22 protein-coding genes are annotated in these 20239 nt (G+C 44.4%); 4 read left to right on the forward strand and 18 right to left on the reverse strand.

Going from position 1 to position 20239, the window contains the following annotated elements; all coding sequences use genetic code 11:
- Nucleotides 1-13: 13 nt before the first annotated feature.
- Entirely contained in the window at nucleotides 14-388 is a 375-nt protein-coding gene (locus NSQ39_RS11865) for a DUF4190 domain-containing protein (RefSeq protein ID WP_175077018.1), read from the reverse strand.
- 138 nt (nucleotides 389-526) lie between these two features.
- On the opposite strand from NSQ39_RS11865, the gene NSQ39_RS11870 reads away from it, so the two are divergent.
- Nucleotides 527-1111 carry a 5' nucleotidase, NT5C type gene (locus NSQ39_RS11870; RefSeq protein WP_046130005.1) on the forward strand — a complete coding sequence of 195 codons (585 nt, stop codon included), beginning with the start codon at nucleotides 527-529 and terminating at the stop codon, nucleotides 1109-1111.
- A 48-nt stretch (nucleotides 1112-1159) separates the two neighbouring features.
- Here NSQ39_RS11870 and NSQ39_RS11875 read toward each other — a convergent pair whose 3' ends face one another.
- From NSQ39_RS11875 to NSQ39_RS11890, 4 genes are all read right to left on the reverse strand, one after another.
- On the reverse strand, nucleotides 1160-1588 hold the full coding sequence (locus NSQ39_RS11875; protein WP_046130006.1) for a Fur family transcriptional regulator: 429 nt from the start codon (nucleotides 1586-1588) through the stop codon (nucleotides 1160-1162).
- Entirely contained in the window at nucleotides 1566-2426 is an 861-nt protein-coding gene (locus NSQ39_RS11880) for a metal ABC transporter permease (protein WP_046130007.1), read from the reverse strand. Before NSQ39_RS11880 ends, NSQ39_RS11875 begins: the two co-directional genes overlap by 23 nt.
- Nucleotides 2420-3202, reverse strand: coding sequence for a metal ABC transporter ATP-binding protein (locus NSQ39_RS11885; protein ID WP_046130008.1), 783 nt, complete (start codon nucleotides 3200-3202; stop codon nucleotides 2420-2422). The genes NSQ39_RS11880 and NSQ39_RS11885 overlap by 7 nt, the downstream gene beginning before the upstream one ends.
- 145 nt (nucleotides 3203-3347) lie before the next feature.
- On the reverse strand, nucleotides 3348-4229 hold the full coding sequence (locus tag NSQ39_RS11890) for a YitT family protein (protein ID WP_046130009.1): 882 nt from the start codon (nucleotides 4227-4229) through the stop codon (nucleotides 3348-3350).
- Between the two features lie 131 nt (nucleotides 4230-4360).
- Here NSQ39_RS11890 and NSQ39_RS11895 point away from each other — a divergent pair, with 131 nt between their 5' ends.
- Entirely contained in the window at nucleotides 4361-4621 is a 261-nt protein-coding gene (locus NSQ39_RS11895; protein WP_046130045.1) for a DUF2624 domain-containing protein, read from the forward strand.
- A 14-nt stretch (nucleotides 4622-4635) separates the two neighbouring features.
- On the opposite strand, the gene NSQ39_RS11900 is transcribed toward NSQ39_RS11895, so the two are convergent.
- Nucleotides 4636-5529 (reverse strand): deoxyribonuclease IV, encoded by an 894-nt coding sequence (locus tag NSQ39_RS11900; RefSeq protein ID WP_046130010.1) that lies wholly within the window; start codon nucleotides 5527-5529, stop codon nucleotides 4636-4638.
- A gap of 11 nt (nucleotides 5530-5540) precedes the next feature.
- Nucleotides 5541-6860, reverse strand: coding sequence for a DEAD/DEAH box helicase (locus NSQ39_RS11905; RefSeq protein ID WP_046130011.1), 1320 nt, complete (start codon nucleotides 6858-6860; stop codon nucleotides 5541-5543).
- A gap of 256 nt (nucleotides 6861-7116) precedes the next feature.
- On the opposite strand from NSQ39_RS11905, the gene vrrA reads away from it, so the two are divergent.
- Complete coding sequence (vrrA, locus tag NSQ39_RS11910) at nucleotides 7117-7812, forward strand: VrrA/YqfQ family protein (RefSeq protein WP_175077016.1); 696 nt, start codon at nucleotides 7117-7119, stop codon at nucleotides 7810-7812.
- Nucleotides 7813-7935: 123 nt separating this feature from the next.
- Nucleotides 7936-8880: a 4-hydroxy-3-methylbut-2-enyl diphosphate reductase gene (locus NSQ39_RS11915; RefSeq protein WP_046130013.1), complete on the forward strand. Its 945-nt coding sequence runs from the start codon at nucleotides 7936-7938 to the stop codon at nucleotides 8878-8880.
- 22 nt (nucleotides 8881-8902) lie between these two features.
- Here the strand turns inward: NSQ39_RS11915 and NSQ39_RS11920 are convergent, their stop codons facing one another.
- The 11 genes from NSQ39_RS11920 to NSQ39_RS11970 all read right to left on the reverse strand — a co-directional run bounded on the left by NSQ39_RS11920 (nucleotide 8903) and on the right by NSQ39_RS11970 (nucleotide 20238).
- Nucleotides 8903-10024, reverse strand: coding sequence for a Nif3-like dinuclear metal center hexameric protein (locus NSQ39_RS11920; RefSeq protein ID WP_175077015.1), 1122 nt, complete (start codon nucleotides 10022-10024; stop codon nucleotides 8903-8905).
- Nucleotides 10017-10724: a tRNA (adenine(22)-N(1))-methyltransferase gene (locus tag NSQ39_RS11925; protein ID WP_272901876.1), complete on the reverse strand. Its 708-nt coding sequence runs from the start codon at nucleotides 10722-10724 to the stop codon at nucleotides 10017-10019. Before NSQ39_RS11925 ends, NSQ39_RS11920 begins: the two co-directional genes overlap by 8 nt.
- Before the next feature lie 87 nt (nucleotides 10725-10811).
- Nucleotides 10812-11537 (reverse strand): endonuclease V, encoded by a 726-nt coding sequence (locus NSQ39_RS11930; RefSeq protein ID WP_175077013.1) that lies wholly within the window; start codon nucleotides 11535-11537, stop codon nucleotides 10812-10814.
- A gap of 68 nt (nucleotides 11538-11605) precedes the next feature.
- Nucleotides 11606-11989, reverse strand: coding sequence for an immunity 50 family protein (locus tag NSQ39_RS11935; protein WP_175077012.1), 384 nt, complete (start codon nucleotides 11987-11989; stop codon nucleotides 11606-11608).
- Between the two features lie 512 nt (nucleotides 11990-12501).
- Nucleotides 12502-13161 carry a hypothetical protein gene (locus NSQ39_RS11940; protein WP_373688039.1) on the reverse strand — a complete coding sequence of 220 codons (660 nt, stop codon included), beginning with the start codon at nucleotides 13159-13161 and terminating at the stop codon, nucleotides 12502-12504.
- A gap of 304 nt (nucleotides 13162-13465) precedes the next feature.
- The gene (locus NSQ39_RS11945) at nucleotides 13466-13960 is read right to left on the reverse strand and encodes a hypothetical protein (RefSeq protein WP_175077010.1); all 495 of its coding nucleotides are present in this window, start codon (nucleotides 13958-13960) and stop codon (nucleotides 13466-13468) included.
- A gap of 812 nt (nucleotides 13961-14772) precedes the next feature.
- The gene (cccA, locus tag NSQ39_RS11950) at nucleotides 14773-15132 is read right to left on the reverse strand and encodes a cytochrome c550 (RefSeq protein ID WP_046130021.1); all 360 of its coding nucleotides are present in this window, start codon (nucleotides 15130-15132) and stop codon (nucleotides 14773-14775) included.
- A gap of 358 nt (nucleotides 15133-15490) precedes the next feature.
- A complete protein-coding gene (rpoD, locus tag NSQ39_RS11955; protein WP_046130022.1) occupies nucleotides 15491-16612 on the reverse strand; it encodes an RNA polymerase sigma factor RpoD in 1122 nt (373 codons plus the stop codon).
- A 202-nt stretch (nucleotides 16613-16814) separates the two neighbouring features.
- Nucleotides 16815-18638, reverse strand: a complete 1824-nt coding sequence (dnaG, locus tag NSQ39_RS11960) for a DNA primase (protein ID WP_175077009.1) — start codon at nucleotides 18636-18638, stop codon at nucleotides 16815-16817.
- Between the two features lie 32 nt (nucleotides 18639-18670).
- A complete protein-coding gene (locus NSQ39_RS11965) occupies nucleotides 18671-19162 on the reverse strand; it encodes a YaiI/YqxD family protein (protein ID WP_046130024.1) in 492 nt (163 codons plus the stop codon).
- Between the two features lie 263 nt (nucleotides 19163-19425).
- Nucleotides 19426-20238, reverse strand: a complete 813-nt coding sequence (locus NSQ39_RS11970) for a pyruvate, water dikinase regulatory protein (protein ID WP_046130025.1) — start codon at nucleotides 20236-20238, stop codon at nucleotides 19426-19428.
- Nucleotide 20239: the final 1 nt, after the last annotated feature.

The raw sequence follows: 20239 nt of genomic DNA on the forward strand, positions 1-20239 counted from the left end.
TCAAGCTTTTGTATTAGAAAAACGGGGCTACAAATATGCCGAGCACTAGCGAAACGGCACCGATCCCCATCGCCCAAGCTCCCAAGCCAGCTGCTCCTTGTCTTCTGGCAATATAGCCGACAATGATTCCTGCGATTCCCAACAGAACAGGAAGCATAAACAAAGAAATAATCGACAGAGCTAACGCGATATATCCGGTAATCCTTCCGCCGGCGGCATCTGCATCTCGATCCCTTGCGCCATTATCGCTTTTTTCTGTGCGATACGGCTGCGGGGCAACTTCTGTTGCCGTTTCTTCTAAAAAGTCATCACGATCCAAATTTGCATCGACTAGGTTACTGTCATAACGATCACGGTTATGATCATTGACATTTTGTCCTCTTTCCATTCGTTATCCCCCCTCTTAGAGTCCATAAAGGAGCATTTATAGTTTAAGCATTTTAGACTGATTCATGTTTGCTAAACTTTACTGTAAATGTTAAAAGTTTATGATACACTGAAGGAATGGAGAATAAGGAGTGTGGACATGTTACATTTAGGAATCGATATTGACGGTACGATTACGGCTCAAGACACATTTGTTCCCTATTTAAACGAGGCGTTCAGCCTGTCCATTACGCTGGAAGATATAAAGGAATATGACTTGACAAAACTTTTGAATATATCTGGTGAGGAATTTTGGGAATGGATGAACGAAAACGAGCCGCGCATTTATAGAGAAGCATCGCTTGCGGAGTACGCCAAACAGACCCTTGATGAATTAAAAGATCACTGCAGGCTGATCTATATTACGGCAAGAAGACACCATTTGAAGGATATTACGTTCGATTGGTTTCGCAAAAACGGCGTTCATTACGACGATATTGAGCTAGTCGGCGGCCATAATAAGCTGGAAGCTGTTTTGAAACACGGAGTGGATGTTTTCTTTGAAGACCATCACGGGAACGCAACTATGATTGCAAAAGAAGCCAATATACCGGTCCTTTTGTTCAACACCCCGTACAATCAGCTTCCGACCGACTCCAACATCGTCAGAGTCAACAGCTGGCTGGAAGCTGCGGACTGGCTGAAAAACAACCGGAAAGCCCTCGAAACGGCCAAAGGCATATAAGATGCTCATCATAAAAAAACCGGCATAAACGTGTATGCCGGTTTTTTCTTATACTTCCGCGCTTTTTTCCTCACAGCCGGGACATGTGCCGTAAATTTCAAACTTATGCCCGCTGATCTGATAACCGTCAAGATTGTCTGTAAGCTTTTCCATCGGACACAATTCGATTTCCTTTGTTTTTCCGCAGGCCATGCAAATGAAGTGATGGTGGTGATGGGCGGAAGAACATTTAAAACGGAACATCTTCTCCCCTGAAAGCTCGGTCGTTTCCAAAATGCCGAGCTCCTCAAATAGGGACAGATTTCTGTAAATCGTATCAAAGCTCAGGCCCGGATAATCATCGTTTAAAGCGGAAAGCACGTTTTTCGCCGTTAAATATTTATCAGAATCACTGAAAAGCTGAAGCATATCCTCCCTTTTGCTTGTGTATTTATAGCCTTTTTCCTTTAATAGATCAAGCGCTTCCTGTACGTTCACGGCGAATCCCCCTTTTGATTTTGTTGTAGCTGATACACAATATCAGTATGAGAATGGACAGCAGCACGATCGTTCCCCCCGGGGCGAGATCCAATTGATAAGCAAGGATAAGTCCGAGAATGACGGACAGTTCCCCGAACAAAACAGAAAAGAAGATCGCCTGTTTAAATCCTTTTGCAATGCGCATGCTGGCCGCGACGGGAAGCGTCATCAGCGCGGAAACGAGCAATGTGCCGACGATTCTCATCGAAGCGGCAATCACGAGCGCGACGATCAGGATAAAGATAAAATGAATCCATTTGGCTGAAATTCCCGACGCTTTGGCATGCTCTTCATCAAACGAAAGCAAAAACAGCTCTTTAAAAAGAGAAAAAATGACGATCAGAACGGCGGCAGAAATTCCGATGATCACGAGAAGATCCTCTCTTGACACCGCGCTGACGCTGCCGAATAAATAGCTGAACAAATCTGTGTTAAATCCGTCCGCAAGCGAAATGAAAATAACGGAAATACCGATGCCTCCCGACATGATAATCGGAATCGCAAGCTCCTGGTAATGTTTATATACCGTCCTGAGTTTCTCGATGATTAAAGAGCCTGTAACTGAGAACAGCATCCCGAAATAAATCGGACTGACGCCGGCAAGCATCGTAAACCGGCTTCCTAAATAAAGGCTTGCCGCAATCCCTGCCAACGAAACGTGGCTGAGGGCGTCGGCAATCAAAGACAGCCGTCTGACGACGATAAACACCCCGAGCAAAGGAGCGATAAGGCCGATTAATAAACCGGAAATAAATGCGTTTTGCAAAAACTCATAATGAAAAAAAGGTGTCAGCATGTTTCTTGTCCTCCATGGTGATGGTGATCGTGGCTGAGTGCCTGGACATCGTGCCCGTAAAATTGCGAAAGGTCCCGATCTGTCACCTGTTCAAATTCGTTTGCATTGCCATGAAAATGAAGATGTTTATTCATGCAGGCAACATGTGTAACTTTATCGGAAACGGTGCCTACATCATGGGTGACGAGAATCAATGTAATTCCTTTCTCCCTGTTCAGCTTCTCAAGCAGGCGATAAAAGCTTTCAACCGTCAGCTGATCAACCCCGACCGTCGGCTCATCGAGAATCAAAAGCTTAGGCTCGCTTACAAGGGCTCTTGCGATAAACGTTCTCTGCTGCTGTCCCCCTGATAGCTCGCCGATGTTCTTGCCTTTAAGGGAACCGATTCCAACAGCGTCAATCGCCTCATCCACTTTTTTTCTATCCTCTTTTGACATTCGTTTAAACAGGCCGAGCTTGGCGGTTAAACCGCTTGCCACCACTTCGTACACCGAAGCGGGAAAGCCGGTGTTAAAGCTGTTTGCCTTTTGTGAGACAAATCCGATCTGGTTCCAGTCCTTAAACTTTTTCTGGGGGACGCCGAACAGTTTCAGTTCTCCTTTTTGCGGTTTAATGAGCCCGAGAATGCATTTGAGCAATGTCGTTTTTCCCGAGCCGTTCGGACCGACCAAGCCGAGAAACGTCCCTTCCTCAATGGTTAAATTGATATCTTCTATCACATTTCGATGATCATAAGAATATGATACATGTTTCATCTCGATAATCGGTTGTTTCAATTTTCGTTCACCTTCACATTCTCCAGAATCATTACGATTTAGCAAACAAAAAGAAAATGGCAGCCTAATGCAGCAAACCATTTTCATCGTTTGACCAGTTCATTTTTAAATTATACATATAATCTTTAAAAAAGTAAATGAAAGCCTAATGAATGGCGTTTTTAAACTTTCCGCCTCTTGTTTCGTGCGTATCCATAATCGTAATAAACGCGTTTCTGTCGATTTCAAATACGATTGACTTCAGCTTTGTGACTTCAAGCCTTGTCACCACGGCATAGATCACTTCCGTATCTTCATCCGAATAGCCGCCTTTTCCTTTCAGCTTTGTCGTTCCCCTGCCAAGACGGTGCAAAAGGGCGTCGGAAATCTCCTCGTACTGATCTGACACAATGATGACCGCTTTCGTTTCGTCAAGCCCCTGAATGACGGCATCGATCGTCTTCATCGCGATGTAGTACGTCATAACCGAATACATCGCCTGCTCAAGGCCGAATATGAAAGCGGCCCACGCAAAAATAAAAACGTTGACGAACATGACGAATTCGCCTACTGAAAACGGGAGTTTTTTTGTGAACAAAATCCCCAGTATTTCCGTTCCATCCATAGAACCGCCGTTACGAATAACAAGCCCTACGCCGAATCCGAGCAAAAGCCCTCCGAAAACGGCTGCCAAAATGGGCTGAGTCGTAACCCCTTCTACATGATGCAACATCGTTTCAATTACTGATAAGCTGACAATCCCGATGATCGTGGAGATAAGAAACGTTTTTCCGATGTGCTTGTAGCCGGAAATCATAAACGGGATGTTGAGAACCACGACGAACAGCGCAAAGTTCAAATAAGGGTTGTCCTTGAAAATGTGATCCAAAATAAGCGAAATTCCGATGATGCCCCCGTCGATGATGTTGTTTGGTACTAAAAATAATTCAATGCTTAAGGCTGCACAGGCAGCACCGATGAGAATCATGATGATCCGAAACGACAGGCGGACCAATGATTCCTTTTTATGTTGTTTTTTTGTTGCCATGCTGTCTCTCCTTTTTATCTGAACTGGCCAAATCTACTCCTTTTACTATCATATCATTTAACAGCGTGAAATAAAAAAATGACACATTTTTAATTTTCCGCCATACATTATTTCAGAAGGGAGGAATGGGCGTGATTTTATTTCAGAAAATCGTATTGCAGCGCTTAAATCAGGTAACTGCCGATGAGGTGCTCAAATACGCAAAACAGTACGGAATACATGTGACTAGAAAGCAAGCGCTCGAAGTGGAAAAGCTCGTAAACGGAAAAAACATTAACATTTTTAATGAAAAAGAACGGAACAAACTGCTCAGCCAAGTGGAAGCCGTAACTTCAAAAGAAGCCGTTCAGCTGCTCAACCAGCTGTTTGAACAGTATGTATCAAGGGGCTAAAAAAGCCCCTTGTATTATTGCTGTTTGATTTTCTCCAACAGTTCAGCATCAAATTGTTTGTTTCTGAGCATTTCGATTTCAAAGCGGTATGGCGGCTTTTTGTTCTTCTTATCTTCCCCGACATAAGGCGTCTCAAGGATTTTCGGTATGTCCTGAAGCTGATCGTGGTGGACGATATATTGAAGCGCATCAAAGCCGATTTCTCCAAAGCCGATGTTTTCGTGGCGGTCTTTTCTTGCTCCTTTGACATTTTTGCTGTCGTTGATGTGGAGCACTTTTAAACGGTCGATTCCGACGATTTTGTCAAATTCATTTAATACACCGTCAAAATCAGAGACGACATCATAACCTGCATCATGGGTATGGCACGTATCAAAGCAGACCGACAAATGCTCGTTATGTGTGACGCCATCAATGATCTGAGCGAGCTCTTCAAATGTCCGTCCGCATTCAGATCCTTTGCCTGCCATCGTTTCCAGAGCGATCTGGACATCCTGGCCGGGATCGATGACTTCGTTCAGCCCCTCGATGATTTTTTTTATGCCTGTTTCCGCCCCGGCTCCGACGTGTGCCCCCGGGTGAAGAACGATCTGCTTGGCTCCGATGGCTGCCGTCCTTTCGATTTCAGAACGGAGAAAATCGACGCCGAGCTCAAATGTCGCCGGATTCGTCGTGTTGGCAATATTGATGATATACGGCGCATGAACGACAATATCGCTGATTCCGTGCTCTTCCATGTGAGCCCGGCCCGCTTCAATATTCAAATCCTCGATTTTTTTCCTGCGTGTGTTTTGCGGAGCGCCCGTGTAAATCATAAACGTATTGGCGCCGTATGAGCTTGCTTCCTGGCTGGCCGCAAGCAGCATATGCTTTCCGCTCATTGAGACGTGAGAACCGATTTTCAACAAAGCTGTTTCCCCTACTTTCCTTTTCTAAATTGCTTTCTCTTTTGCTGTCTTTTGATTTTATTGATTTCCGTCTTCATTTTTTTCTTGTAGCCCGGCTTGACTTTTTTCGGTTTTCTGACAAGCCGCTTGGCGATTTCATCCGTTTCATCCGGAGTGCGCTTGCGGTTTTGCCGGCGCTTTCTGTCATCAATCTTTTTCCACTCGCCTTTTTCAAGCCTCATGTTTTCAAAAATAATCCCCATCTGTTCAAGCCTTGCGAGCGCATCTTCATCAGAAGTATCATAAAACGTCATGGCCGTTCCCGATGTGCCGGCGCGCGCCGTCCGGCCGACACGGTGCACGTAAAAATCGAGATCTTCCGGCAGCTCATAGTTGATGACATGGCTGACGCCTTTTATATCGATGCCTCTTGCGGCCAAGTCTGTAGCGATGATATAGGTGAATTCAAGATCGCCGATCTGCTTCATCACTTTTTTGCGCTCCCTCGGTGTCAGACCGCCGTGAAGAAGCCCGACTTTCATTCCCTTGTCGGCAAGAAATGCGGCGATTTCGTCAGCCGTCGTCTTCGTATTGGCAAAAACGATCGCCAAATACGGATTTAAATGAGTCATAACCTCTAATAAAAGCTGATTTTTATCCCTGTGCCTCGACGGAATCAGGATGTGCTCTATTTTTTCCGCCGTGATATGCCGCGGTTCGACGTGCGCATACTTCGGATTTTCCATATACTTTTTCAGAAAAGGCTTCAGCTTTTCCGGGATCGTCGCGGAAAACACGAGCATCTGCAGGTTCTCAGGCATATTGGAGCCGATAAAATCGACGTCTTCCAAAAACCCCATATCGAGCATTAAATCGGCCTCATCAATGACGAGCGCATCCGCTTTATGGACGTCAAGCGCCTGTTCCCTGATCAAATCGGCGATTCTGCCTGGCGTTCCGACAACAAGGTGGGGCTGCGTTTTTAATTTATCGATTGATTTTTGCTTATCCGTACCGCCGATAAAACATTTTGAGCGAATCCCATCATCCGGTCCCGAAAACTTGGTGATTTTCAACACTTCCTGATGAATCTGGTTCGCGAGCTCCCTTGTCGGCGCCGTAATCACGGCTTGAACAAATGTTTTGTCAGGATCGATCCGGCTTAGGATCGGCAGCAGATATGCATGGGTCTTCCCCGTCCCCGTCTGAGACTGCCCGATGGCACTCTCTCCTTTCAGCGCTGAAGGGATCAGCCTTTTTTGAATATCAGTCGGCTCGTAAAATCCCAATTGGTGAACAGCCTCTATGATAAACGGCTTTAAATCGTACATGTCAAATTTCGTTTGCTTCATTTTCCCAACTCCTTCTTGGAAAGCGCCTATTTATAGCGTCCCAAGCTTTATCCTATATGGCTGAATTGTGCGCTTATGTATCCTTTTTTATGCCGTGCGGCTCAAAAAAAGGCTGGTATCATGTCCATCATTAAATTATAACTGATCCTGCGGAAAAAAACCATCATCACAGACGGAATCGGGCACGGGGGCAAAAGCACTTTATGAAGGACCTGCATATCCTACTTTAGAGAAGGATGTGAAAGGAGGTACAAATATGTTTCCACAACAGCCTATGAGAAGGCCTCCGGGGCTGCAGAGACCGAGCAGGCTGCTCACTCCCAGAAACATGGGCATGAGAACGGGGCCGGCCGCCGGGCAGCAGCAAGGACTCCAGCAGCTTTTTAATCCGATGGGCACAGCCCAGCAGGCCGGAGCACGCGGAGGAGGAATACAAGGATTTCTTTCCAGGTTTCTTCCCGGAGGACCAGCCGCTTCGGGGGGCACCGGAGCAGGACTCGGCGGAAGCGGAGCAGGAGCGGGACTTGGCGGAACGGGGAGCGGACTCGGCGGGCTCCAAGGACTTGCAACCCCGGCTTCTATCTCAAACATGCTCGGCAATGTGCAAAAAGTGCTTGGCGTGGCTCAGCAAGTGACGCCGATGATTCAGCAATACGGCCCCCTCGTACGCAACCTGCCGGGCATGGTCAAAATGTTCAGACAGCTGAACTCTGCCGACGATGAAACAAGCGAAAGCGAAGAAGAGCAAGAAACCGAATCACCGGAATCGTCCGAATCTGAAAAAAGCGGTGAAACTGGCAAAGCCGCGGAACAAAGCAAGAACTCTTCCAAACCGGAAAAATCGAAAAAACCGGAAAAATCAAAAGCGGAAAGGAGCGGTCAAAAATCCAGCCGGCCTGAATCCCCAAAAAGAACAAATGAAGGAGCATCAATCCCGAAACTGTATATATAACATTCTTTGATATCTCCTAAAGGATCGGATATAATGGGGTCTATAGAGACTGTGAGAATATAAGCCGTTTTTGCGGCTTTTTATCATGTCCGGCTCTTACTTCTTTTTAGGAGGACTACTAGAATGAACGTTATTAAAATTTCTCCGCGCGGCTACTGCTACGGTGTCGTTGACGCCATGGTGATCGCCAAAAACGCGGCTCTTGATAAAAGCCTGCCAAGACCCATCTATATTTTGGGAATGATTGTTCACAATAAACACGTAACAGACGCTTTTGAGAAAGAAGGCATCTATACTCTGGACGGTCCGAACCGGCTTGAGATTTTAAATAAGGTCGACAAGGGAACCGTTATATTCACCGCCCACGGCGTATCGCCCGAAGTCCGAAGAGCGGCTGAGGAGAAAGGACTTGTTGCTATTGATGCGACCTGTCCCGATGTGACGAAAACCCATGATTTAATCAGGGAAATGAAAGCGAAAGGCTACCATGTCATCTATATTGGCAAAAAGGGCCATCCTGAACCGGAGGGCGCCGTCGGCGTTGCGCCCGATATCGTTCACCTTGTCGAAACCGAAGAAGACGTCGAGCGCCTGACTGTTGATGCAGACAAATTGATCGTCACAAACCAGACAACCATGTCACAATGGGATGTCCACGACATTATGGAAAAAGTGAAAGAGAAATATCCTCATGTCGAATTCCACCAAGAAATTTGCCTGGCGACCCAGGTTCGGCAGGAAGCGGTCTCTGAACAAGCGAAAAAAGCCGATTTGACCATCGTCGTCGGCGATCCAAAAAGCAACAATTCGAACCGTCTTGCACAGGTCTCTGAGGAAATCGCCGGCACGAAAGCATACCGGATCGGAGACTTAAGCGAATTAAAGCTGGAATGGCTTGAAGGAGTGGATACGGTGGCCGTGACGGCGGGGGCGTCAACGCCGACGCCGATTACTAAAGAAGTCATCCGCTTTTTAGAGCAATTTGATCATAATGATCCGTCCACATGGAAAACCAGTCATGAAGTCCCGCTGCAAAAAATATTGCCGAAAGTAAAGTCAAAAACCTGAGGCCATCTGCCTCAGGTTTTTCTTATAGAAAGACAAACGGATTAGTATCGGTTTCTGAAGGGAAAATGCGGACCTCGTATTTTTTCTCTGCACACATTTCCGAAAGCTTTTGGGCGACGCCTTGTTTCATAATGTGTTCGGCGTAATGCCCTGGATCTACGACATTCAGGCCGAGCGCCATCGCATCGTGTGCGGTATGGAAATAAAGGTCTCCTGTTACATATACATCGGCACCCATCCGTTTTGCGGCGTAAATATACTTGTTTCCGTCACCGCCGAGCACGGCTACTTTTTTCACTTTGGAATCGGGTTTTCCCACCATCCGCGCTCCATTCGCATGAAGCCTTTCCTTTACATGGCGCGCAAAATCAGCAAGCGTCATTTCCTCTCTCAGAGTGCCGATCCGCCCGAGCCCTTTTTGCAGCGGATTTTGTTCGACCGGGTAAATGTCGTAGGCGACTTCTTCATACGGATGAGCCTTCTTCATCGCCGTTAATACGGCCTTTTCAAGGCTTGACGGGTAGACCGTCTCAATCCTGGCCTCTTCAACCCGTTCAAGCTTTCCGGATTGGCCGATAAACGGGTTTGCTTCTTCAAGCGGACGGAAGCTGCCGACTCCTTCTGAGGAAAAAGCGCAATGGCTGTACGCCCCGATATGGCCGGCTCCCGCATTCCCAAGAGCCGTCCTGACTTGTTCTTCATAATCTTTCGGCACATAAACGGCAAGCTTTTTAAGCGGCTCTTCATACGTCGGAACAAGCACCTTTGTATCCTCAAGACCAAGAGCTTCTGCCAGCATGTCATTGACACCCCCGTCAGCCACGTCGAGGTTCGTATGGGCCGCATAAACGGCAATGTCATGTTTCATGCATTTTTCAATCAGTCTTCCGCCCGGCTGATCTGTCACGATATTCTGCAGCGGCCGAAAGACCGGAGGGTGATGTGCAATGATTAAATCTACGTTTTTCGCAATCGCTTCATCCACAGTTTCTTCAAGTACGTCAAGGGTTACCATGATGTTTTTGACGTTTTTATTAAGCGTCCCGATCTGCAGGCCGATTTTATCTCCTTCAACGGCCAAAGACTTCGGGGAAAACTGTTCAAACAGTTGAATCATTTCTTGACCGTTCACCAACTTACCCACGTTCTATAACCTCCTTTAAAATCTCAATCCGCTCTGACAGCTCATGCAATTTTTGCTGATTTTCCATGCTTGGGGCAGCGCCTTTAATTTGTTGATGAATGTTTTTCAGATGTTCAAGCTCTTGGGACCATTTTTTTATAAAAACGGCGCTTTTTTCTTTAGCCAAAAATGGACCTACAAGCAAGCCGGCCTCAAAAGAAATGTCTTCGTATGCCGCATCCTTATCGCCGATTTCGGCTGCAAGAATCTCATAGTATTTCCCGTCTTCTTCTAGGATGTCTTCGCTTATAAGCGCATAGCCTTCTTTATGCAGCCATTCTCTAATATGGTAAGCGTGAATATTCGGCTGCAAAATCAAACGTTCCCTGCCCGTCAGCTTTTCCTTTCCCGACTCCAGAATGTGAGCAATGAGCGATCCCCCCATTCCGGCTATCGCAATCGCATCTGCTTCGCCTTTTTGAATAACTTCAAGCCCGTCCCCTTTCCGCACCGAAATAAGCGAACTTAAATTTAATTTCTCAACCTGCTGTTTCGCAGAAAGAAAAGGTCCATCCGTAATTTCACCGGCGATCGCAGCGCTTGCCAGATCATTCAGCACACAATAGCAGGGAAGATAAGCATGGTCAGATCCTATATCCGCCATCACCGCCCCTTTTGGTATGTATTCCGCTACAGTCTGCAGCCTTTTTGATAACTTCATTTCATTCACAATCATCACAACTTTTCTGATTCATTTTTCCTTTACTATCATATAAAAAAACGGGTTGGTTTCCAAGCCGGTGCGAATTTACTCAGCAAGTTTTTTATTTTCCCGATAATATTTTCTTAAAGCGTGTGTCTCAAGATCAGCCAGCCGAACGGGAATCGGCAGTCTGCTTTCTTGATTGACCAGGCTCATCGCAATTTGATAACTGCTTTCTAAATCAATGAAGTTTCCGCATGATAAAAAAACGGGTTTCACGCCTTGCCTCGTCCGCAAAGCCCGCCCGTAAACCTCACCGTCAATCACGATGTCTGTATAAGCGCCGGCTCTATCGTCAGGCATCTCAAAGCCGGTTTGTTTGATTCTCAAGTAAGTCTTCGCAATACCGACAGTTGGTTTATTCAAAAAAAACGATGCGTGTGTCGCAATCCCCATATGGTTATGATGCAAATAACCGTTTCCGTCAAATAAAAAAACATCAGGTTCAGCCGTTAGCTTTTTTGCCGCTTCAATGATAAGAGGCAGCTCCCTGAACGCAAGAAATCCCGGAACATACGGCACATTGATTTTCCCCACGCTATGAACTTTTTCAATGATATTCTTGCTGTTGACATCCAACACTACTATACTGCAGACACCGACTGATTCGCCACCTTCTTCCCAATAAGCTAAATCGACACCTGCGCAGGTTTTTAAAGAATCGGCGGTTATCGATTTTGTTAACTGAATTTGGCTTTTAAGCTCCATTTGCAAAGTTAAAAAAGCATCTTCATTATTCAGGTGAAAATCGTGGATATTGTTTACTTGCATGTTTTAAACCGAACTCCCTTATCTAATTTATCCGATCAGGACATCACAAAGCAAAGACTCTCATATATTTATGTATCTAATAATCCGGGAGAGATCCTGTCAATTCTTTCCCATTCAAAAATACATTCAATCTGCATTTGATTAAGACATTTAATTTTTAATGAATTTGCAGTCTCATCTATTTCAAATTGATTGATTATATTGTCCGTACCAATATCTTTTATGTTTAAATGACGCACGCCTATAAAGGACATGTCAATATAGATTACATCCCACTTATCCCACCGTTTTGGTTTATTCTCAACTTTCTCTTCTGTCATAAGTCTAATCAATAAACAAGGACCGTCTCTTCTAAGTTCCACACTCATTAATTCTGAACCGGTGAATTCAGGCATATCCCCAAATATGTTGGTCATTGCCTGGGGATTCATGAATTTTGCTTGGCTGATCATATTGTAAATTCCACGTTTTTCATTTCCTTTCACACTATTTCTTGTGCACGTCAGTAATGTAATCATTGGGAGAATATTGATATGGGGTACTTTGACTTAAAAATGATTAAATGACTTTTAATTTTCAGCCTCGAAATATAAAGAACGTTGTCCCCATTTTATCGATATATTTACGAGTGTATGTAAACGGTCTTCTTTCTCAGATATATGTAATATGTCTATGTTCATGATGTCGGATTGGGTATCGTCATCACATGTCGGTCAACTTCCAGCTGCTGAACAAGCTTTTGCACTTTCCTTCTGTCACTTTTGCCTTCTTTTTTAAAAAAACATTCATTCTTCTCCTACTAAATGCATCGTGCAAAATTTTTCCTTCCCATCATCAGTTTGTCATGCCAATGACGGGCTGTAAGGCCGAACATATACAGCTTTATCTACGTATACATCGTCTTCAGGTTGACCTTTTGGCCGGTGTTTCGGTTCAGCGGGAATCCGACGAAATTTCAGCTTAGTTAAGCATATTTTTGTTCAGCTGCGTTTTGAAGAATTGCTTCTATTTGGGACACTAATTTTTCCGGTCTTCTCGTATCCATATCTTCTAACGGGTTTTCCCAGTCTAGATTCTTAATTAAGAGCACATAAAAAGTGCCTGAAGGTTCAATATCTTCATACCAGCCAACATCTAAAATCAAGCGGCTCTCTTTATGTTCTAACTGTAATAATGATGATGTAAAGTTAAACCAGTCATCACTGTCCTCCTCCAACTGATCGGGATCGATATCAATTAGTTTATTATAAGAGACGGTCCATCCTTGAGGGATTCTCAGACGTAAATAGTCAAGAGGACCTTCAAAAATCAAAATGTTCCCTCCAAATGCCGCTGCTTCTATTTTCCAAATGATCCGTTCCAATTCGTTTACCAGCTGCCGGCGCTCTTCAACATTGATGGTATCCTTCAGTTCCCCATGGTCGTCGCAAATATGTATAAGATATTCATCTTCTCCTTTAATGATGTTTACCACAGCGTTATATCTTTGTTTTACCAATTCTATCAATTTGGTATTTGGTTTAACTTTATCTTGTGAGACGGTTAAATCATTATATTTAACGAACCAGCCGCTTGGTATATTTATAGGTTCTAAAGATGTAATGGAATTAAGCAAATCGATCACTCCTTATTTGTTATTCGTCCCTTGAATCATTTTGTACAAATAACGGCTGATCCGTGACCATGATATAATCCATAAGTTCACCGCTCACCCCCGTTATTGTTTTTTCTTGTTAAAGTTAAAGGCAAATACTGTGTTTGTGTTTTGCTCCCTGTGCAATTTCTCTAGCCTCTCGGTAATGACCGGGAAATAAATGTACCGGCTATTCCTGGGAATGAAAGGGGGTTAACCTTTGCAAAAAGGAGCACGCTTCCTTGCGTTTACGTTGTAAAAGATGCCGACCGAATATTTTATTTGCCAAAACGGTTTATGACACTTCATCAAATTTATACGCTACAATTTTCCCCTCTGGATAATCACCACTCCAACCGCAAGGGAAAGCACCAAACTGATATATTTCAAATATTTTTTCAAAAAAGGAATTGGTTTTTCCATGTATCGCTCTATTTATGGCACAATTATGAAGATCAGCGACAACATCATCATAAAACATGCCATATTCAAACGAGCTTTTTCTTACATTATCAGCAATTATATCTAATAATTCTTCCAATCCTTTAGGTTTTTCACTTTCTGACATTGAATAATAAACATCCCAAACTTCACTCATTTCTAATTCTCTAATATCTTTCCAATTATATTCATCCTCACCCACTGTTGCTTCAAACGCTAAATGTTCAGCCGTTTTAAAATCTTTAATAAGAACAATATCATTGAAAACAGCTTCAGAACGCTCAACTTGGAAACTTTTCGAGAATTGAATAACTTCTTCAACTGGGATATTAAATACACTTTGACTCATTATTTATAATACCACCTTTCCCAAAGTTCTTTGTCAACGCCGCATCTCTTTTCCAAATTGTTTTGAAGGGATCCCAATCAAGCTCAACATATAATACCTATAAACTAAAGAATCAATCATGAGGTGGCCGGTGGCTGACGACGACTGTTCGGCATAGACTCGGACTTTCGTTGGGACCTGAAAGGATTTTGTTTTCTTCTTGTGTAATCGCCGTTTTTGGCGATTTGGCGAGCGGGATGCGTTTGTCAGCTGTTTTGCCGCTCTTCGGATTTGAGCGATTCATCCAGCTCATTAACGGCGTTGATGGTGTCCTGCCAGTTTTTTTTGAGCTTTAGACATATTATCAATATAATCGTCAAGCGTCCAATTTACAAAGTTAACGATATCGCTGATGCTCCAGGTGCAATATTGTTCTTTCTCAATTTTCCTTTTTGCCTCTTTTATACATCATTCAAATTTTGGTTAATCGTGCTGTTACTGTAATCCAATGTGCATGCACGACTCATATGCTTCACCCAAAAAAGACGCAATATACAGACGAATCCCCACTCCCTGCAATATCCCCTTCTATCCAAAAGTAAAATGAACCTGCTTTTTCACCCGATCCTCCTGAAGAAAGCTGAATCGGATAACAGATCTTTTAGCAATTGAAATTTCGTGGCTTCCGAGTATCGGGTGTTCGAATGCTTTGAATCCATAAAAAAAGATTCGCACAGAGGCCTTGACAGGCTTTCTTTTGCGAATCTTTTTTTATGGATTTTGGCATATACTGCCCATTTCATATTATGGCCTAAACAGCCGTCGGAAAACGGCTACTTGATCTCGGAAACCCATTTCGCCATATCATCCAGCTTTTCAGCAGGAACAAGTCCGGCAGGCATTCCGTTTCCGCCTTTTTCAATCTTTTCTTTAATTTGTCCTTGATCAAGGTGGTCTCCGACTCCTTTTAATTTCGGACCTGATACGCCTTCATAGTTTTCGCCGTGGCACGTCACGCAGTTCGCCTTGTAGATCTCTTCCGGCGATGCATCCGCTTTGTTTTCCTCAGCGGTTTTATTCCCTTCTCCGGCAATCTCTTTTGCATCGTAATTACCCTTTATCGATAAAATCACAACAAGACCTATGCCCAAAATGGCGATCACTAAAAATGGAATCAATGGATTGCGGTTCATTTTACATCCCCCTTTTTCATTTACCCCTGCCCCTATGTAAACAATTCTAATTCTACTTTAATTTTACAAAAAGTAAACCGGTTTTGAAACAAAAGCCAATGAAGTTCACATTTTAGACAAATGATCGATGAAGACCGGATGTTTTATTTCATAAGTTGAAAATCAAATTTTGAATGCGGTTTCAACAACAATTATAAAGGGCTTTTCCTAGAACCTCAAGGTTATAATGGCTGAAAAACAATTTTTGACGATTTGCAAAATCGAAAAAAATTAAGTAAAATATAATCGAGTTTACCAATAATAGCGCTTTCATAACTTTAAAAGCCAAAAAAGAACGGATCCGGCGGACCCGTTCATCTTACTCGAGAAAATCTTTCAGACGTTTGCTTCTGCTTGGATGTCTCAATTTACGAAGTGCTTTGGCTTCTATTTGACGAATTCGTTCTCTTGTTACCCCAAATACCTTACCAACTTCTTCTAACGTTCTAGTCCGTCCGTCATCAAGACCGAAACGAAGGCGCAATACGTTTTCTTCGCGGTCTGTCAGCGTATCAAGCACGTCTTCAAGCTGTTCTTTCAACAGTTCATATGCCGCATGATCTGACGGAGAAGTCGCTTCCTGGTCTTCGATGAAATCGCCGAGGTGTGAATCATCCTCTTCTCCTATCGGAGTTTCAAGGGAAACCGGCTCCTGGGCAATCTTAAGAATTTCGCGGACTTTTTCAGGTGTCAAGTCCATATCTTCTGCAATTTCTTCAGGAGTTGGCTCCCGGCCGAGATCCTGAAGGAGCTGCCTTTGAACGCGGATCAGTTTGTTGATGGTTTCCACCATATGAACAGGAATCCTGATCGTTCTCGCCTGGTCGGCTATTGCTCTTGTAATCGCCTGTCTGATCCACCAAGTAGCGTATGTGCTGAATTTGTATCCTTTGCGGTAGTCAAACTTTTCAACAGCCTTCATCAGACCCATGTTTCCTTCCTGGATCAGGTCTAAGAAAAGCATGCCGCGGCCGACGTACCGTTTTGCGATGCTGACAACAAGCCGCAAGTTTGCTTCGGCAAGGCGCCGCTTGGAATCTTCGTCGCCTTCTTCAATCTTTTTGGCATATTCGATTTCTTCTTTTGCAGACAGGAGATTAACCCGTCCGATCTCTTTTAAGTACATCCGGACAGGGTCGTTTATCTTAACGCCCGGGGGCACGCTTAAATCATTCAGATCAAACTCTTCTTCAGCTTTAGCCAGCTGTTGAATATTAGGATCCTCATTTTCTTCGTTTTCGCTAATTAATTCAACGCCCTGCTCTCCTAAAAATTCATAATACTCATCCATTTGGTCTGATTCGATATCGAAACTGGACATGCGCTCTGCAATTTCTTCATATGTGAGCACACCGCGTTTTTTTCCGGCCTCTGTTAATTGGTCCCTTACCTGTTCAAACGTGAATTCAGTTTCGGTCTCGTGTGCTTGTTTATCAGCCATTCATGGATCCCTCCTTCCAAAACTTACAGACGAATTCTAAAAGCGTCCCGCTTTATTTGTTCCTATTTCACGCTTTTAAGCCTTATATCTGTCTAGAGCTTAACGGGAAAGCAAATCATAAATTGACAAAATATGTGATTAGGACAAGCATTTGCTCCTCCGTAAGGATTCATTGCCAAATGCTCTCCTATTATATAACGATTTATTTTAGCGAACGGTTTAACTTAATAATTTCCTGAGCTAAAGTCGCCGCTTTAATAAAATCCTTTTGCCTTTCGGCTTCCGTCCTTGCAACTTCTTTTTCTTTTATCATTGACCAATTTCGGTAATTCAACACTTTTTTTACGTAATCAGATAATTCCGTTTCGCTGAGCTCCTCGTTTATCTGAAGCATTAAAATATCCGTAAGAAGCTGGCCCAGCTCCTGATCATCAATTCTTTTAAAGAGCTGCTGGATGGAAATGTCGGCTCCTTCTTCATACATGGCATACAAATAAGCCGCTATCGCCCTGTGCTGATCAAGGTTAAACTCAAAACCGACGCGGTCCAAAACCTTTCGGATGACGTCCCGGTCGCGAATCATGTGGGCGATCAGCATTCGCTCGGCGTTTTCATGAGCCGGTCGAAGCCCCGTTTTTTTTCGCGGAGGCCGCGGGACTGAAGTGCGGCGTTCCTGCAATTCGTTACGGCCGCCGTCCCTTTTTCTGCCGGCGGACTCTTTTTCAAAAACGGAAAGCTGCTCTTTCAGCGAATCGAGTGAGAGCGCAAACTCATTTGCCAGCTGCTTGATATAGATCTCCTGCTCAAGAGGCCCGCTGAGCTGGCTGACTTCCTTTAATACATCGTTGATGTAGGCTAAACGGTCACCTTCATCAGACAGATTTTTTCCCTTGCGGAAATAGTGCATTTTAAACGTCATGATCGTGACGCTGGACCCTATTACATCCTGTTTGAATTTTTCGCCGCCGAATTTTTTGATGTAGTCATCGGGATCCAGGCCGTCGGGAATCATCGCAACCTTGACGGTACAGCCCCGCTTTTGAAGCATGTCGGCCGCTTTCAGCGTGGCCTCGTATCCGGCCTGATCCGAATCATAGCAAAGGATGACCTCTCCGACATTACGCCTGATGACCTTTGCATGCTCTTCCGTAAGGGCTGTTCCCATCGTCGCAATCGCTTCTTTCACGCCTGAACCGACGGCTGATATGACATCGGCAAAGCCTTCAAAAAGGACGGCCCTTTCTTCTTTCCGAATGTGAAGCCGCGCCTGGTGAAAATGGTACAGCAGCTTGCTTTTGCGGAAAATCGGGGTTTCGGGACTGTTCATATATTTCGGATGCTCTCCGGTGAACGTCCGTCCCGAAAATGCGACCGTTGTTCCGTGGTGATCATGAATCGGGAACATAATCCGATTCCGGAAGCGGTCAAAATAGCCGTCTCCGTTTTCACGCCTGATGATCAGGCCTGCTTTTTCCATCAAGCCGGCTTCAAAGCCTCTTCGCTCCAAAAATTTCGTTATGAAATCCCATGAATCAAGAGCGCATCCGATTTCAAACCGCTCGATCTCTTCCATCGTCATGCCTCTCTCGAGCAAATAATCGAGCGCTTTTTGGCCTTCTTTTGTATTGACCAGCAAATGATGATAAAATTTCTTTAACAGCTCATGAGCTTCCGCCATCTTCTGTTCATCTGAATTGCCCGCGCTGTATGAGGAAACGGCTGTTACATGCTCAGGCATATCAATATGATATTTGTCCGCCAAATGAGTCACTGCTTCACTAAATGAATAACCTTCGATTTGTCTTAAAAATGAAAAGACATTTCCTCCCGCTCCGCATCCAAAACAGTGGAAGATCTGTTTTTCTCCTGAAACGGAAAAAGATGGCGTATTCTCGCCGTGAAATGGACAGAGCCCAAAATAATTACGCCCCTGTTTTCTTAACTGGACGTACTCTCCAATCACTTCAACGATATCAGCCGATTTTTGAACTTGTTCTACGATTTCATCCGGTATACGATTGCCCATGTTCCAACACTCCGTCGTACATAATTCGCTGCTTAGTACGTAAATCCTTCAATTTTCGACAAGATTTTTTGCAGCTCTCTGACAAATCGCTCCCTGTCTTCTTTGACAAGCTTTTTCGGGCCTTTTGTGTAGCGTCCGCTCCTTCTCAGTTTTTGAGAAATGTGACGGCGGCAAAGCGCGAGATCGATGGACTTCTCCTCGAAACGAAATCCTCTCTCTGACAGCACAAAGACCTTTTTGCCAAGCAAGAGTGATGCGAGCCCGATATCCTGTGTAATGACCAAATCACCTGCGCGAACATGATTGGCAATGTACAGATCCGCCGCTTCTTTGTGCGGATCGACGTACTTCCAATTCTCTCCTTCTTCCCTTGTGACTTGATAATGTTCGAATGAAGCCACGAACACAACATCCACTTCGTAATCGGATGCCACTTTCAGCACCTCGTCTTTTACCGGGCATGCGTCTGCATCGACAAAAATCGTCCTTTTGTTTTCAAGAAGACTAATTCTCCATCCCTCCATCAAACTCCTGCTATAAATACGGGCAAAATCACACAGGTTTCAAAATAATCGATCTATAAAGAATTTGTCGAAAGTTTTTTCTTGAAATTCTTGACACGATACCCATAATAGTTTATTCGTTCTGTACTAAGCTTAAACCTAAAATTAATCATTTTATCACAATTTTTTATTATAATACAAATGGGTCAAAGATGCTATCATTTTCACTTTTCCCAAAACGCCCAAAGCAAAAACCCAGGATGGGGTGTCCTGAGTTTTTATGTTTAGACCCTTTTTGTCATCATGTTATGGATAATGTTAGCCGTTTCTTCTACCGCTTTATTCGATACGTCCACGACGTTGCAGCCGATGCGGTTCACGACTTTTTCAAAGAATTCGAGTTCTTCCTTAATGCGGTTGATATTGGCATATATCGCTTTGTCATTGAGGCCCAGGGATTTTAGGCGCTCTTTCCGGATATGGTTCAGCTTATCAGGGCTGATTTTCAAGCCGATGCATTTCGCCGGATCGACGGTAAAGAGCTCTTCCGGAGGATCGACTTCCGGAACGATCGGCACGTTTGCCACCTTCAGGCGCTTGTGAGCCAAATATTGTGATAATGGGGTTTTAGACGTCCTCGATACGCCGATTAAGACGATATCCGCTTTTAATATCCCCCGCGGGTCCCTGCCGTCGTCGTACTTCACGGCAAATTCGATCGCTTCCACCTTTTTGAAGTAATCTTCATCAAGCTGGCGGACGCGCCCCGGTTCATATTTGGCGCTAAAGCCGTATACGGACTCCATTTTCTCGATCAGCGGGCCGATGATATCGTAGTAGACTACGTTTCTTTTTTCAGCTTCAGCAATCAAGAATTCGCGGATTTCCGGCACAACGAGCGTAAAGCAGATGATGCCGCCGTCGGCTTCTGCCAGCGAAATGACTTCCTTAATCGTTCCGCGGTCTTCCACATATGGAATCCGCCTGATATTGGTATGCTCAGATGAACCGTTGAATTGACTGACCGCCGCCTTAACAACCAGCTCGGCGGTCTCGCCGACAGAGTCGGATACAACATAAATCGTCCGATTATTCATG

Source organism: Bacillus sp. FSL W8-0848, assembly GCF_038007805.1.
GTDB classification, from domain to species: domain Bacteria; phylum Bacillota; class Bacilli; order Bacillales; family Bacillaceae; genus Bacillus; species Bacillus glycinifermentans.